This window comes from Microvirga aerophila, assembly GCF_003332305.1.
In the GTDB taxonomy this organism is placed as follows: domain Bacteria; phylum Pseudomonadota; class Alphaproteobacteria; order Rhizobiales; family Beijerinckiaceae; genus Microvirga; species Microvirga aerophila.
Map to the genome: position 1 here is coordinate 1 of NZ_QOIO01000052.1, position 12,995 is coordinate 12,995.

Here is a 12,995-nt window from a genome sequence, read left to right on the forward strand (position 1 = left end):
CGGTTCCAGGTCAGGCTTCAGCACCTTCCTGGAATCATAGAGGCCTCGGCCACTCAACCCTTTTCGGGACGGGCTCTAAGAGGGAACTGCATGAAACGTTTTGCGGTGCTGTGTGCCGTCACAGGTGTAGTGGCAGTGCACAGTTCGGCAAACGCATCCGACATCGAGTTGCGCTGTACTGGATGGTACTACCCGAGCATAGAAGAGAGCCTCGAACCCGACAGACAAGCCATTCCTGCTGCTGCCAAGGCTAACTTCACCTTTACCACGAGAGAGGTCATGTTCCTCTTGGAACAGCCGCCCGGACTGACCGCGTTCAATGGCGTATTCCCAATGGATCTTGCAGACCAGACTTCGCTTGGGTTCCGTGGCGGCGACAAGACTGGCCTTTTTAGCAAGCGACCGGAAGTTGTCGGCTTCTTTAGCCGAACGGATGGAGCCGCCTTTGTAATGTCAGAGCCAGAAATATTGGACCTCAAGTGCTCCTCTGCGGGGCAATTATTTTGATGCGCCAATTACTCCACCGTCTCCCTGAGATGATCAGCACTGTGGCACTCCTGAAGGTACTTCACATCCTCTCAGATTGAGGCATCAGCAGGCGGCAAGCTGGCAACTTAGATTATCCGCTTCATCAATTCGGCCCCGCTCTTGCAATCCTCTGACGCCTCGATGATCAGAGCCGTTGCCTCGTCCCCATTCGCCCGGGCTGCCGCGGCTGCCATCTCAGTACCCCCGCTTTCCCGGATCTCCTGGCGCAGGAAAGCTAACAACTGATCGTCGGTCATGTTGCTGACCTCGCCGAAGGGGTTCCGCCGCTTCTCGATCCGCTGAAGCCTGGTGACTGTCGATTGCCTCATGCGTCACCCCCGCAATAGAGCGCCTGCCATTCCTCTTCCGTCAGGATCGGGGACAGAGTAGTTGCTCCGCCCAGATCGCTCTCCAACTCTTCGAGAGGACAGTCGCTGACGTCGTATTGGATCGCCTCTTGGTGATCTGTCTGCTCAAGGCGGATGATGCGGCGTCGGATATCCTTGCTCATACGGTACCTCTCTCGGTTTCAAGCTGTGACAGTCGCTTGTCGATGTCGTGGATCTCAAAGGCTCGGGTGAAGCCTTCAACCAGTTTGGCCATCTCACCGGCTTCCATGGGCGTCAGCTCGCCGGATGCCACGGCTTCAGTAATGGCGGCAGTTGCTCTCACAGCGTCAGCCGGCGTCTCTAGCTTCGGCAGGGCAAAGTTCACCGGCCGGTCACGCCTTGGTGGCAGAAGCCTGTCCAGAACAAGCCGCATAGCAGTTGCATCGCCCTCCTTTGCCATCTCGATCGCCTTGCGGGTCAGGGCCTCTGCCTCGCCGTCGAGCAGGGCTTCCATGGCAAGGGTTGCCCTGTTGCGAGAGCCTTGAGGGCGACCGGAGTTGCCGGGCTGGAAGCGCCTGCCCTCCGGAACCTTCTTCCGCGTATTGCCCGCGTTTTTTCGGGGTGACTTGGCGTCCGTCATGTCAGCTCTTCGCACTCAGGTGATCCGAATAGGTGAAAGGTGCGGCCATCGGAGAGGCTGGCACCGGATACAAGCGTTCGGGATGTTCAATAGCACGGAGCCAGCCAGCACACCCCAAAGCCAGAGTTGTGAGGGTTATCGGGACATTCGACAGATGTGCCGCTTCTGGTCCTTGCCCCCTTCGACCCCCGATAAGATCAGTAAGAAGATAAGAAGGAGAGCTACGCATTGTGGCTGCCCTCCGCGTCCTCATCCTCCCCGCTTCTTATCTTCTTATCGTTCTTATGGGGGGTAGAAGCATGAGCCTCGATAAGATCGGTTCGGCTGGGGTGGATGTAGCGGCCTCGTTTCGCTTTCAGCACCTCGCCAGCCTTGGCCATCTTGTAGAGGAGCTGATCGATGTTGTTCCGGTCGGCTCCGGTTGCGATGGAGATCTCGCGCGGTCCCATCGGCTCATCGGCGTCGTTCAGAACTTCGAGAATGGCGGATCGTTCGTCCGTCCGCCGCACCTCCGAGGCCTGCCCAAGAACGAACCACCGGCAATCGCCCTTGTTGAACTCGACCGCGCTCTCGATCTCCTCGATGTCACGCCCGCGCCCGTAAATAGTGGCTCCATTGCTGTCCCGGTCGAGAACAATGGTGGTGTCAGCGGCGCCGGACAGCCCCAGGGTGCCACTTACCTTCTCGAACGGGTCCACGTCACTGCCACCCTTGCGGGTGTGATGCACGACGATGATCGCCACACGGTATTCAGACGCCAGAGCCTGCAAGCCTTTGATGGCGTGGTAATCAGCTTCATACATATTCTCGGCGGCGCCACGCACCGGCTTGAACATGGCCAGCACGTCCACGATCACGAGACGCGGATGACGAACGCTCCTGATCCAATCGCGGATCGCATCGATGCCGCCCTCGTTCGCCCGTGGGCAGTCGGTGGCATAGTGAAAGTTCTCAGGCCAGTCTTCGAGCGGTCCGAGAACCTTGTCCATGCGCTTTTGCAGCCGGCGCTCGTTGTCCTCCAGGGCGAGGTAGAGCACATCGCCCTGCTCACAGAGCACACCGCCCAGGCAGGCCTCACCCATGGCCACGGAGAGGCCCATTTCAAGCACAAGCCAGGACTTGCCCAGCTTTGGGCGGCCTGCCAGCAATGTGCAGCCCTCCGCGATATAGCCGGGCACCACGTACTTGAGTGGCTCAAAGTGCTTCTGCCGCAGCCGGTAGGCGGACGAGAACCGGGCCTTGGCCGAAGGCTCGGCCCGGCTTGGGGTCCAGTCCTCCAAGTCCACAGGGCCGAGGTCGATGTCGGCGAACGGATCATCCTTAAGCGGCGCATTCATCGGCCCCTCCATGTTTCTCGGTTTTCAGGTCTGCGAGGGTGCCGAGGGCAGCGCGGGTATAGGCCGCCAGCCGGCGCATGGCATAGTCGAGGCCGGCGTCGTCGCCGGTGGCTGCGTAAGTCTCGCCGATCTCCGCTTGGATGCGAGCCATGCCGAGCATCTCGGCGATGAACTCCCGGTAGGCTTCCGGTGTCCCATGGGAGACGTGATGCTGCGATGTGCTCATAGAGCACCTCGTGGCTGACGAAGGAGCAGGGCTGGTAGGCTTAGACATTCGCCACCTCCTGACCGAAGCCGGAGAGTTCGCAGATGACGGCGGCTACTGCTGCCTATACGCGTGCCCGACGCATAACCGCTCGGACGGCAGGGTTGGTGACGGGAGAATTATGCTGGGCCCAAGCGAAGAGATCAGGATGGGCCAGAACGGATTGGCGCTTAGAGCGCTTTGCGCTAGATATAGCCATATTGACGAAAGTCCTTTGGAAGCCCCCTGCGCATGACTTGGCGGTCCCAGCGCTCGGGGCTTTTTCGTGTGGGGAGGGGTTCACGCGGCGGCTGCGGCGCTATCAGAGGTCGAGCGGCGCTGAAGGTTGGCCAGCCACTCCCTCACAGTCGGGACATGGTAGCGGACCGATTTGCCGATCTTCGTGAAGGGGGGAGTATCGCCGGTCAGGCGGCGCTTATTCCAGGTGCTGGCGCTGATGCCGGTGATCTCGGCCAGCTTGCGAGTGTCTACATACTCGTTGGGGCTCATGGTCATTTCCGCTTGAAGGAAACACCCGGTCGTGCCGGGAATGACCAGAGAATGAGAGCGCTCGGGCCCTGGATAGAAGTCAGTGAATTGGAGCGAATTGGAGCGAATTAATCCAGCTTTGTGTAGGTGTCCGCGTACCGCTTACGTAGACGGGTCAATTTGCTTTCCTCAGAGCCAAGACCGGGAGCGTTTGAGACTACCATGCCGGCCGCGGCTGAAATCGAGCGCGCTGCCCCCGTCTCAATGAGCCTATGCATCTCAGCGACCAAGGGCTGATCATCTGAGCCTAGTGAAACAGCCCCGCGCTTCCTTTTGGCTTTCGGATTGGAAGGGACTGTCTGATGCTCTACTACCGATGAGTGGTCGGAGTTGAACAAAGCGATTATTGCGGCCTCTTCGACAAAGAGATACCGCCGGGTTTTTGGACTGTCCTCTAGAAAGACATACCCCTGCGAAAGGATTATCTCGCCGCCTGGGGCCCGTAGACCTTCGCCGTTTATATGCTCGATTTGGCCTCTCTCATTGATGAAATGAGCTTTCATTGCTCCTTCGGCAATCAAACCTCTGAACAGAAGTATAGCTTCGCCATAGTCATTCAGGCGGACCCTCGTTGAGGGATCTGAAGCACGCGCTTTCTCATCTACATAGTATAAAATGTGGTCCTCTATGAATTCCGGAGATAACTGATTTGTCGCAATCTTGTCCCAAACCTCCCCCTCTCCAGGCAACATTTTCTCTGGTGTCCATCGACTTGGGTAGCGGTACTGAACTATCAGGAGCACCGCATCAATAATCCAGACATAGCCAGGTGGTATGTAAATTTGTCCCATCGCACCGCACATGCGTTATCCGCACTATGGAAAATGCACACGGCAGCCCCGGTGCGGTCGGGGTTTTCGGCTGGCCGGCCTAGCCGTGTGCGTCTCTGAAACTCAGCTCTCGCCTGTCTGTCCTTTGATAGGAATAACAGGCGCTTTAGGTCTGCCGTCGAGGGCGGCAGAGATCGCGTCCCCAATTTTGTTTGATGCTCGGCGCAGCGGATCGGCGTCCAAGTGCGCATAGCGAGCCGTTGTCGCTGATTGGGTATGCCCAAGTAGTTTGCCGATAATTGGAAGACCCATGCCAGAGCCGGCGCCAAAGCTGGCATGGGTATGTCGAAGGTCATGAAGGCGAACGCCGTTTAGGCCTGCCCGTGTTGAGACGGCGGCCCATGGCCTCTTGAGATCGGCCCGAGGTTTATTGGGATCATCACCAGGAAGGACGTACCGGGATGTTCTCGCTAGCCCTTCAAGGATCGAAAGGGCGGGGGCGTTCAGGATGATGGTCTTCCGGCCTGTCTTGGAGTCAGGGAGGAGAAGCAACCCACGTTCGAAGTCCACGTATTCCCATCTTAAGTGCAGGATCTCTCGAAGGCGGGCGCCAGTCAGTAGGAGCAAGCGGATCGCCGCCACAGCCTCGGTACTCACCTTCACGCGGCGGTTGTCATCCTTCGGGGCGTGCTTCGATTTTTTGTTTGGGTCCGGCTCCCATGGCAGGCCGATTGTCTCAGCGTCCCGCAGAGCCTCCCCTATGCGTTCGATTTCGTAAGACGATAGGAACCGCTCGCGCCGCTTCTCCTGATATTTTTCGATCCGGGAAGCAGGGTTAAAAGCCTCTGGCACATAGCCGTGGGTCGAGCCCCAGGAGAACATCGAACTGGCAACAGCAAGCACCCGATTTGCAATAGCCGGCTTACTGAAGAGCTTCCCATGAAGGCGGGATATATCGGAGCGGGCAATTGCACCAGCCTTCCTCTGGCCAAGTTCAGGCAGAAGATAGGCGTTTATGACGTGCTCGTAGCTCTCTACCGTCTTGGGCTTCCGCTTCTTCTTGACGTGATCCGCTACGAAGGCTTTTGCCAGATCAGAGAGGCTAGCAGCTGCCCGCTCCTGGGCAATAGCATCGGCTGGATCTTCGCCATTTGCTGCGGAACCCAAGATTTCTTTGGCCCTCCGTCGGGCGTCATCAGGGGTTAGTGCGCCATATCGCCCAATGCTGACAAATCGCTTTGGAGCCTTTCTCCCTCCTGCCCCTGGTCGATACCTCACAATGAATGATTTGATTCCAGACGGCTCAACTCGGAGGCCAAATCCCTTTAGCTCGCTATCCCACACCTCATAGCGCGCGGCTGCTGGCTGAGCAGCATCAACCGTTCGCTTTGTGAGCTTGATCGCGACCTTGTCTTTTGCCATCCGTGGTCACTTCAGTGCGCGGTGACCACCGGGTGACCACCGAATAAGGAAACTGGCGGAAATGCCAGAACAAATCAGACGATATAAACCATTGAAACGCAACGGAACGGGGTGTCTACAAGAAACATCAGGATACACCCAGAAATTACCGCCTTCTCATTCGTAATGAGGGGGTCGGGGGTTCGAATCCCTCTTGCGGCACCATTCCTTCCCTTGAGGAACAGGGCATTGCGAGTGACCGGCAACCGCCGGTACGGTGTCATGGACCGGAGAGCATGGCGGCAGAAATGCCGCCCTGTCCAGGTTGGGGCCATAGCTCAGTTGGGAGAGCGCTTGAATGGCATTCAAGAGGTCGGCGGTTCGATTCCGCCTGGCTCCACCAACCTGGTCTGACGAAACGGGGCGTGCGGGTGTAGCTCAGGGGTAGAGCACAACCTTGCCAAGGTTGGGGTCGAGGGTTCGAATCCCTTCGCCCGCTCCAGTTTCCAAATGGCAGTCTTACTGCTAGTCCGAACTTCCCAGAAGTCGCGAATCTTTCAAGCTCGGCGTCCGGCATCTGGTAGCTCGTGACACCATCTAGTTAAGCGTCTTGTCGGACAGCGTCGGTGTTCATGTTTCGACGAGGCGGGCTAGGCCTTCGTCCAGTTCTCGATCAAGCCCCGAACGGCCTCCGGCAGATCGTGCGGCCGCATGACCGAAACGGAGTCGTCCGACGCGATTTCAGCCAGGACGGCTTGGTACTGCTCGGTTTTCGCGAGCCTTATGGCCTGATGATCTTCTGGCCGCCTGTTCGGCGGTGTCGAAAGCAGGCAAGGAAGTCTGATCCACCCACGCATGTCTTTCCCTCTCCGACATCGAACGAAAAACAGTGTGCAGCATGGCTGTTTCCTGCTGGCTCCGGCGTGCGTCGGCGCACCTGGGCGCTCAACATTGGGAATGGGGCATGGCAGAAGCGTAAAGGTCTGTTCTCGATGATGGCTGTGCGCGCCTCCGCGCCGCCGGAGCGGTGATGCTCTTTATACCAAATATCTCTTTTCGAAGCCTTCGATGCTTCGCATTCGTGAGTATGAATTCACAAAGTGGCTTAAAACCGAAGTAAAACCCGCAGATAGGCGGTTTATCCTAGTAAATAGGATCGCCTGATGCCACCAAATAGTTATGTGAAGCCAAGTTTTTGCCTGTTAGCCGTAAGTATTCCACTACGGGGAACTTTGAATGCCAGGCATGATTTCAGTTGGTTCGACGAACGATCAGGATATGGACGGCATATTGAGCGGCGAACGGTGGGATGCCTTGGATCTCACGTTCAGTTTCCCCACAAGCGCTTCAAATTATGAGGCCGGGTACGGCCACCAGGAGCCGCGGGCCAATTTCGAGGCTTTGAACGGCCAGCAGGCCGCAGTCGCGCGTCAGGTCTTCGCGATGGCTTCCTCATTGACGAACCTGAATTTCAGCGAGGTTGGCGAGACCGCGACATCCCACGCCACGATCCGGCAGGCGATGTCGGACGGGCCCGCCACCGCTTGGTCTTACATGCCCGGCGCCGGCGCGGAGGCCGGCGATATCTGGTACGGCAACTCGACCGGATGGTATGACGTGCCGGTGCTCGGCAACTACGCCTTCGGCACGATGATTCACGAAATCGGCCATACGCTGGGCCTCAAGCACGGTCACGACGGCGAAGCGGGAGGCTTCGCGGCCATGACGGCGGCTCATGACTCGATGGAATATTCGATCATGACCTACCGGTCCTACGTGGGCGCGGCCGGCCTCTCCGCCGAGAACGAGATCTGGAGCTTCGCCCAGACTTTCATGATGTACGATATCGCGGCCTTGCAGCACTTGTACGGCGCGGATTTCTCCACCAATGGGGGCAACACGACCTATCGGTGGGATCCCGCCACAGGCGAGACCTTCGTCGACGGCGCCGGGCAGGGAAGCCCTGGAGCCAACCGGATCTTTCGCACCGTGTGGGACGGCGGCGGAGTCGACCTCTATGATTTCTCCAACTATGCCACCAATCTCATGGTCGACCTGCGCCCAGGCGAGTGGACGACAACGTCGAGCCAGCAGCTTGCCCTCCTCGGACCAGGCCATTATGCCCGCGGCAACGTCGCTAACGCTCTGCAGGTCGAAGGCGACCCCCGGTCGCTGATCGAAAACGCCCGTGGCGGGTCTGGCAACGACAAGATCATCGGAAACGCGGCTGCGAACGTTCTGTCGGGCCGCGGCGGCAATGACGTGCTCACTGGCAGAGCCGGCAAAGACATCTTCTTGTTCGACACCAAGCCCAACAGAAGCACCAACACCGACCGCATCGCCGACTTCTCCGTGCCGGGCGACACCATCCGGCTCGAGAACGCGGTCTTTTCCAAACTCACCAAGACCGGCACGCTTCCGGCCACCGCATTTTGGAAAGGGCCGTCGGCTCACGATGCGAATGACCGCATCGTCTATAACGGCGTGACGGGCGCGGTGCTCTACGACCCGGACGGTTCCGGCCGGGGAGCCGCCGTGCAATTCGCCACTCTGGTGAACAAGCCCAAGGTCAGTCACGTCGATTTCTTCGTGGTCTAGAGTTTTTTCGCGTTCCCGGAGCAGTCGGCGTCCAGGCGTTCAGGAGACGCCGGCTGCGCTTCCCCGCATGGGACATTCCTCCGGCCCTTTGGGATGACCGGGGGCTCTTGCGCTTGGTCCGGGACCCACTTACGCTTGCGGCAACAATAAGCATAAAAAGTCACGAATCGAACGAGGGCTTCAGGGAGGAAGCACTTGGGAGAAGGGACCCTCGACGTCAGCCGCAAGCTTTCCGTCAGGAAGGCGCGTCGATCCCTTTTGCGCTCCGCGTCCACACAGGCTCCTCCTTGCCAATGCGAGGGATCGCCCCTGTGACACTCGTTCTCGACAACGTCAGCAAGAAGGTCGGCGCGGAGACGCATATCGGCAAAGTGTCGTTGACGCTTGAACGCGGTTCCCTCAACGTGCTTCTCGGCGCGACGCTTTCGGGCAAGACCTCGCTGATGCGCCTCATGGCAGGCCTCGACGCACCTACGAGCGGGCGGGTCCTGGTCGACGGCAAGGACGTAACCGGTTGTGCCGTGCAGCGCCGCAGCATCGCGATGGTCTATCAGCAGTTTATCAATTATCCGTCCTTCACGGTTTATGAGAACATCGCCTCGCCGCTGCGTGTCGCGGGCCTTTCCCGAGATGAAATTCACGCCCGGGTGCAGGAGGCCGCAAGGCTTCTCAAGCTCGAACCTTATCTCGACCGCAAGCCCCTCAACCTGTCCGGAGGGCAGCAGCAGCGTACCGCCATCGCGCGGGCGCTGGTCAAGCGCGCCGATCTGGTGCTGCTCGACGAACCTCTGGCCAATCTCGACTACAAGCTGCGCGAAGAATTGCGCGAGGAACTGCCGAGGGTCTTTGCCGCCTCTGGCGCGATCTTCGTCTACGCCACCACCGAGCCGACCGAGGCGCTGCTGCTGGGCGGCAACACAGCGACCCTGTTCCAGGGCCAGGTCACCCAGTTCGGTCCGACCCCACGGGTCTATCGCCAGCCGCACGATCTGGTCAGCGCAGGCGTTTTCTCCGATCCGCCGCTGAACACCGTCGCGGCGCGCAAATCTGCGGGCGTCATCGCCTTGAGCACCGGCGGGGAGTTTCGTCCCACGGGCGTTTTCGCGGGTGTTCCCGATGGGGATTACACGGTGGGCTTCCGAGCGCACCATCTCGGCCTCGAACCATCGGGTGGCGACCTGTTCGCCATCCCGGCAACTGTCTCGGTCGCGGAGATCACCGGCTCGGAGAGCTTCGTCCATCTCGATGCGAGCGAACGCCGGCTCATCGCGCTCGTGCCCGGCGTGAAGCGCCTGGAGCCTGGCTCCGACGTCACGGCCTATCTCGATCCACGTCACCTTTTCCTGTTCGACGGCACGGGCCGCCTCGCGGCGGCCGACGTCGCCCAGCAGGCAGCTTGAGGATCGCGCCGTGGCCCGCATCACCCTCGATCATCTCGCCCACGCCTACCGGCCCGATCCCCAGGGACCGCAGGACTACGCGCTCAAGGAAATCAATCACGTCTGGAGCCAGGGCGGGGCCTATGCGCTGCTCGGGCCCTCGGGTTGCGGGAAGACGACGCTTCTCAACATCATCTCGGGGCTGGTGCGCCCGACGCGTGGTCGCATCCTGTTCGACGACCGGGACGTGACGGACCTGCCCACGGAGGCGCGCAACATCGCCCAGGTGTTTCAGTTTCCGGTGGTTTACGACACCATGACGGTGCGCGAGAACCTTGCCTTTCCGCTGAAGAACCGGGGCGTGCCACGCGAGCGAACCGCCTCGCGCGTGGAAGAGATCGCCCGCCTGCTCGATCTCGGCCGCGTTCTCGACCGCAAGGCGAGCAATCTCACGGCCGACATGAAGCAGAAGATTTCCCTCGGCCGTGGCCTCGTGCGCTCGGACGTGTCCGCGATCCTGTTCGATGAGCCGCTCACGGTCATCGACCCGCACCTGAAATGGCAGCTGCGCTCGACCCTCAAGGAAATCCACCGGGCGCTCGACATTACCATGATCTACGTGACCCACGACCAGACCGAGGCGCTGACCTTCGCCGACAAGGTCGTGGTCATGCATGACGGCGCCGTCGTTCAGACCGGAACACCCGAAGAGCTCTTCGAGCGCCCGGCCCACACTTTCGTGGGCCATTTCATCGGCTCCCCCGGCATGAACATCCTGCCGTGCCGGGTCGACGGCGCGACGGCTTACATCGGCGACGAAGCGGTGGCGCTGTCGCGGGCTTATCGGGCTTTGCCGCAATCGCAGCGAATCGAGCTCGGCATCCGGCCCGAATTCCTGAGACTGCAGCACAAGGGCGCGGGCCTGCCCGTGCGCCTAAGGCGCATCGACGACATTGGCCGCGCACGGATCGCCCGCGTCGAGATGAGCGGACGCCCGCTCACCGCGAGCGTGCCGGACGACATCACCATCGAGGGGGACGAGGCCGCGCTCGCGTTCGATCCGCACCATGTCCACATCTATGCGGACGGACATCTGGTGGCCGGTGAAGCAGCCGGAGGTCAGGTGCGATGACGAAGACCCTCAACAACAAGGCCTGGTTCCTGGTCTTGCCGGTCTTCGCCATCGTGGCGTTCTCGGCCGTGCTGCCTTTGATGACGGTGGTGAACTATTCGGTGCAGGACACCTTCGGCAACAACCAGTTCTTCTGGAACGGAATCGGCTGGTTCCAGGAGCTGCTCGACCCGTCCAAGGAACTCGGCGGGCGCTTCTTCGAAGCCCTGTGGCGAACGCTTCTGTTCTCGGCCATCATTCTGGCGATCGAGATCCCGCTCGGAATCCTCGTGGCGCTATCGATGCCCAGGGAGGGATGGACGGTGGCGCTCTGCCTCGTCCTGATGGCGCTGCCGCTGCTCATTCCGTGGAACGTGGTGGGCACGATCTGGCAGGTCTTTGCGCGCGGCGATATCGGGCTGCTCGGCTGGGTCGTCAACCATCTGGGCATCGACTACAACTACACCGGCGACGCCCTTGACGCGTGGGCCACCATCATCGTCATGGATGTATGGCATTGGACGAGCCTCGTGGCGCTCCTCTGCTACGCAGGCCTCAAATCGATCCCCGACGCCTATTATCAGGCGGCGCGCATCGATGGCGCGTCCCGCTGGGCGGTGTTCCGCACCATCCAGCTGCCCAAGATGCGCCGGGTGCTCCTGATCGCCGTGCTCCTGCGCTTCATGGACTCGTTCATGATCTATACGGAGCCTTTCGTGCTCACTGGCGGCGGACCCGGCAACGCCACTACGTTCCTGTCCATCGACCTCGTGAAGCTGGCGCTCGGGCAGTTCGATCTCGGCAAGGCGGCCGCCCTGTCGCTCGTCTACAACCTGATCATCCTGGCGATCTGCTGGGTCTTCTACACGGTGATGACCAACGTGGACGCCGATCGCGAGAGGGTCGAGGCATGACCGACACCATCGCCATCGGGACCGCCGACAGGAAGGACGCGAAAACCGGAACGGTTGCGGCCAACCGTGCCCTGGCGGGCCCCCGGGTCAACGGCAAAGCCGTCGTGATGACGCTCTACCTCGTGTTCCTGATGCTGCCGATCTACTGGCTCGTGAACATGAGCCTGAAGACCAACACGGAGATCACGTCGGGCCTCACGCTCTGGCCCCGCCAAATAACCTTCGACAATTACATCCGGATCTTCACGGACCAGAGCTGGTACTCGGGCTACATCAACTCGCTCACCTACGTGGTCATCAATACGGTGCTGTCGATTTCCTTCGCGCTGCCGGCGGCCTACGCGTTCTCACGCTATCGTTTCTTGGGCGACAAGCACCTGTTCTTCTGGCTGCTCACCAACCGCATGGCGCCGCCGGCGGTGTTCGCCCTGCCGTTCTTCAACCTCTATTCGGCCATCGGGCTCTTCGATACGCCCTGGGCGGTCGCATTGGCGCATTGCCTGTTCAACATTCCGCTCGCCGTGTGGATCCTGGAGGGCTTCATGTCTGGCGTGCCGCGCGAGATCGACGAGACCGCCGCCATCGACGGCTATTCGTTCCCGCGCTTCTTCGTGAAGATCTTCATGCCGCTGATTGCGTCGGGCATCGGCGTCGCGGCGTTCTTCTGCTTCATGTTCTCCTGGGTTGAACTGCTGCTTGCGCGCACCCTCACCACCGTGAACGCCAAGCCGATTGCCGCCACCATGACCCGCACGATCTCCGCCTCGGGCATGGATTGGGGCATGCTGGCGGCGGCAGGCGTTCTCACCATCGTGCCGGGGGCGCTCGTGATCTGGTTCGTCCGCAATTACATCGCCAAGGGCTTTGCCCTGGGTCGGGTTTGAGGAGGAGCGCCCATGCCTGATTTTGCCTGGATGGCCTGGACGTGGCAGACGGCGCTCTTCTTCGCCGGCATCGCAAGCCTCCTTTTGGTGATGACCGTGCTCGCCGTGTATCGCCCGGAAACGGAGCGCGTGGGAGTGCTGCGCATTCCCACCACCCGGGGCGACCGGCTCTTCATTTCGCTGCTTGGCGCGGCCTTCATCCATCTCGCCTGGCTCGGGCTCTTCGGCCCGGACCAACTCTGGTGGGCTTTCGGCCTTTCTCTCCTGTATGCGGCGGCCGTATTCCGCTTCGTGTGAGGGCAAGGTTCAAA

At 60.4% G+C, this 12,995-nt stretch carries 15 protein-coding genes and 2 tRNA genes; 9 read left to right on the forward strand and 8 right to left on the reverse strand.

Annotated features, from left to right (window positions below; all coding sequences use genetic code 11):
• The first annotated feature begins 90 nt into the window (after window positions 1-90).
• The gene (locus DRB19_RS22745; protein ID WP_147023549.1) at window positions 91-507 is read left to right on the forward strand and encodes a hypothetical protein; all 417 of its coding nucleotides are present in this window, start codon (window positions 91-93) and stop codon (window positions 505-507) included.
• Window positions 508-614: 107 nt separating this feature from the next.
• On the opposite strand, the gene DRB19_RS22750 is transcribed toward DRB19_RS22745, so the two are convergent.
• From DRB19_RS22750 to DRB19_RS22785, 8 genes are all read right to left on the reverse strand, one after another.
• Window positions 615-857 (reverse strand): hypothetical protein, encoded by a 243-nt coding sequence (locus DRB19_RS22750; protein WP_114188314.1) that lies wholly within the window; start codon window positions 855-857, stop codon window positions 615-617.
• Window positions 854-1,039, reverse strand: a complete 186-nt coding sequence (locus tag DRB19_RS22755) for a hypothetical protein (RefSeq protein ID WP_114188315.1) — start codon at window positions 1,037-1,039, stop codon at window positions 854-856. The genes DRB19_RS22750 and DRB19_RS22755 overlap by 4 nt, the downstream gene beginning before the upstream one ends.
• Window positions 1,036-1,497 (reverse strand): DUF5681 domain-containing protein, encoded by a 462-nt coding sequence (locus tag DRB19_RS22760; protein ID WP_114188316.1) that lies wholly within the window; start codon window positions 1,495-1,497, stop codon window positions 1,036-1,038. Before DRB19_RS22760 ends, DRB19_RS22755 begins: the two co-directional genes overlap by 4 nt.
• A gap of 221 nt (window positions 1,498-1,718) precedes the next feature.
• A complete protein-coding gene (locus DRB19_RS22765) occupies window positions 1,719-2,834 on the reverse strand; it encodes an AAA family ATPase (RefSeq protein WP_162815808.1) in 1,116 nt (371 codons plus the stop codon).
• Window positions 2,818-3,060: a hypothetical protein gene (locus tag DRB19_RS22770; protein WP_114188318.1), complete on the reverse strand. Its 243-nt coding sequence runs from the start codon at window positions 3,058-3,060 to the stop codon at window positions 2,818-2,820. The genes DRB19_RS22765 and DRB19_RS22770 overlap by 17 nt, the downstream gene beginning before the upstream one ends.
• A gap of 318 nt (window positions 3,061-3,378) precedes the next feature.
• On the reverse strand, window positions 3,379-3,588 hold the full coding sequence (locus tag DRB19_RS22775; protein ID WP_147021966.1) for a helix-turn-helix transcriptional regulator: 210 nt from the start codon (window positions 3,586-3,588) through the stop codon (window positions 3,379-3,381).
• 107 nt (window positions 3,589-3,695) lie between these two features.
• The gene (locus tag DRB19_RS22780; RefSeq protein WP_114188320.1) at window positions 3,696-4,430 is read right to left on the reverse strand and encodes a hypothetical protein; all 735 of its coding nucleotides are present in this window, start codon (window positions 4,428-4,430) and stop codon (window positions 3,696-3,698) included.
• Window positions 4,431-4,520: 90 nt separating this feature from the next.
• Window positions 4,521-5,819 (reverse strand): tyrosine-type recombinase/integrase, encoded by a 1,299-nt coding sequence (locus DRB19_RS22785; protein WP_114188321.1) that lies wholly within the window; start codon window positions 5,817-5,819, stop codon window positions 4,521-4,523.
• Between the two features lie 306 nt (window positions 5,820-6,125).
• Between DRB19_RS22785 and DRB19_RS22790 the strand changes: the two genes are divergently transcribed.
• The 8 genes from DRB19_RS22790 to DRB19_RS22830 all read left to right on the forward strand — a co-directional run bounded on the left by DRB19_RS22790 (window position 6,126) and on the right by DRB19_RS22830 (window position 12,981).
• Window positions 6,126-6,201 (forward strand) — tRNA-Ala (locus DRB19_RS22790).
• A 24-nt stretch (window positions 6,202-6,225) separates the two neighbouring features.
• Window positions 6,226-6,300: transfer RNA gene (locus DRB19_RS22795), tRNA-Gly, on the forward strand.
• Window positions 6,301-7,043: 743 nt separating this feature from the next.
• Entirely contained in the window at window positions 7,044-8,396 is a 1,353-nt protein-coding gene (locus tag DRB19_RS22805; RefSeq protein ID WP_162815809.1) for a M10 family metallopeptidase C-terminal domain-containing protein, read from the forward strand.
• A 311-nt stretch (window positions 8,397-8,707) separates the two neighbouring features.
• On the forward strand, window positions 8,708-9,796 hold the full coding sequence (locus DRB19_RS22810; RefSeq protein ID WP_114188324.1) for an ABC transporter ATP-binding protein: 1,089 nt from the start codon (window positions 8,708-8,710) through the stop codon (window positions 9,794-9,796).
• 10 nt (window positions 9,797-9,806) lie between these two features.
• Window positions 9,807-10,907, forward strand: a complete 1,101-nt coding sequence (locus DRB19_RS22815) for an ABC transporter ATP-binding protein (protein WP_114188325.1) — start codon at window positions 9,807-9,809, stop codon at window positions 10,905-10,907.
• Window positions 10,904-11,800 (forward strand): carbohydrate ABC transporter permease, encoded by an 897-nt coding sequence (locus DRB19_RS22820; RefSeq protein WP_114188326.1) that lies wholly within the window; start codon window positions 10,904-10,906, stop codon window positions 11,798-11,800. The genes DRB19_RS22815 and DRB19_RS22820 overlap by 4 nt, the downstream gene beginning before the upstream one ends.
• Before the next feature lie 107 nt (window positions 11,801-11,907).
• A complete protein-coding gene (locus tag DRB19_RS22825; RefSeq protein WP_114188347.1) occupies window positions 11,908-12,684 on the forward strand; it encodes a carbohydrate ABC transporter permease in 777 nt (258 codons plus the stop codon).
• A 12-nt stretch (window positions 12,685-12,696) separates the two neighbouring features.
• A complete protein-coding gene (locus DRB19_RS22830; RefSeq protein ID WP_114188327.1) occupies window positions 12,697-12,981 on the forward strand; it encodes a DUF2160 domain-containing protein in 285 nt (94 codons plus the stop codon).
• Window positions 12,982-12,995 lie beyond the last annotated feature (14 nt).

Bases quoted from the DNA above. Each gene is read 5' to 3' on its own strand.
- DRB19_RS22750 (WP_114188314.1), bottom strand. From the start codon at position 857: ATGAGGCAATCGACAGTCACCAGGCTTCAGCGGATCGAGAAGCGGCGG.
- DRB19_RS22765 (WP_162815808.1), bottom strand. From the start codon at position 2,834: ATGAATGCGCCGCTTAAGGATGATCCGTTCGCCGACATCGACCTCGGC.
- DRB19_RS22755 (WP_114188315.1), bottom strand. From the start codon at position 1,039: ATGAGCAAGGATATCCGACGCCGCATCATCCGCCTTGAGCAGACAGAT.
- DRB19_RS22780 (WP_114188320.1), bottom strand. From the start codon at position 4,430: ATGTGCGGTGCGATGGGACAAATTTACATACCACCTGGCTATGTCTGG.
- DRB19_RS22820 (WP_114188326.1), top strand. From the start codon at position 10,904: ATGACGAAGACCCTCAACAACAAGGCCTGGTTCCTGGTCTTGCCGGTC.
- DRB19_RS22805 (WP_162815809.1), top strand. From the start codon at position 7,044: ATGATTTCAGTTGGTTCGACGAACGATCAGGATATGGACGGCATATTG.
- DRB19_RS22785 (WP_114188321.1), bottom strand. From the start codon at position 5,819: ATGGCAAAAGACAAGGTCGCGATCAAGCTCACAAAGCGAACGGTTGAT.
- DRB19_RS22760 (WP_114188316.1), bottom strand. From the start codon at position 1,497: ATGACGGACGCCAAGTCACCCCGAAAAAACGCGGGCAATACGCGGAAG.
- DRB19_RS22825 (WP_114188347.1), top strand. From the start codon at position 11,908: ATGACGCTCTACCTCGTGTTCCTGATGCTGCCGATCTACTGGCTCGTG.
- DRB19_RS22770 (WP_114188318.1), bottom strand. From the start codon at position 3,060: ATGAGCACATCGCAGCATCACGTCTCCCATGGGACACCGGAAGCCTAC.
- DRB19_RS22775 (WP_147021966.1), bottom strand. From the start codon at position 3,588: ATGAGCCCCAACGAGTATGTAGACACTCGCAAGCTGGCCGAGATCACC.
- DRB19_RS22745 (WP_147023549.1), top strand. From the start codon at position 91: ATGAAACGTTTTGCGGTGCTGTGTGCCGTCACAGGTGTAGTGGCAGTG.
- DRB19_RS22830 (WP_114188327.1), top strand. From the start codon at position 12,697: ATGCCTGATTTTGCCTGGATGGCCTGGACGTGGCAGACGGCGCTCTTC.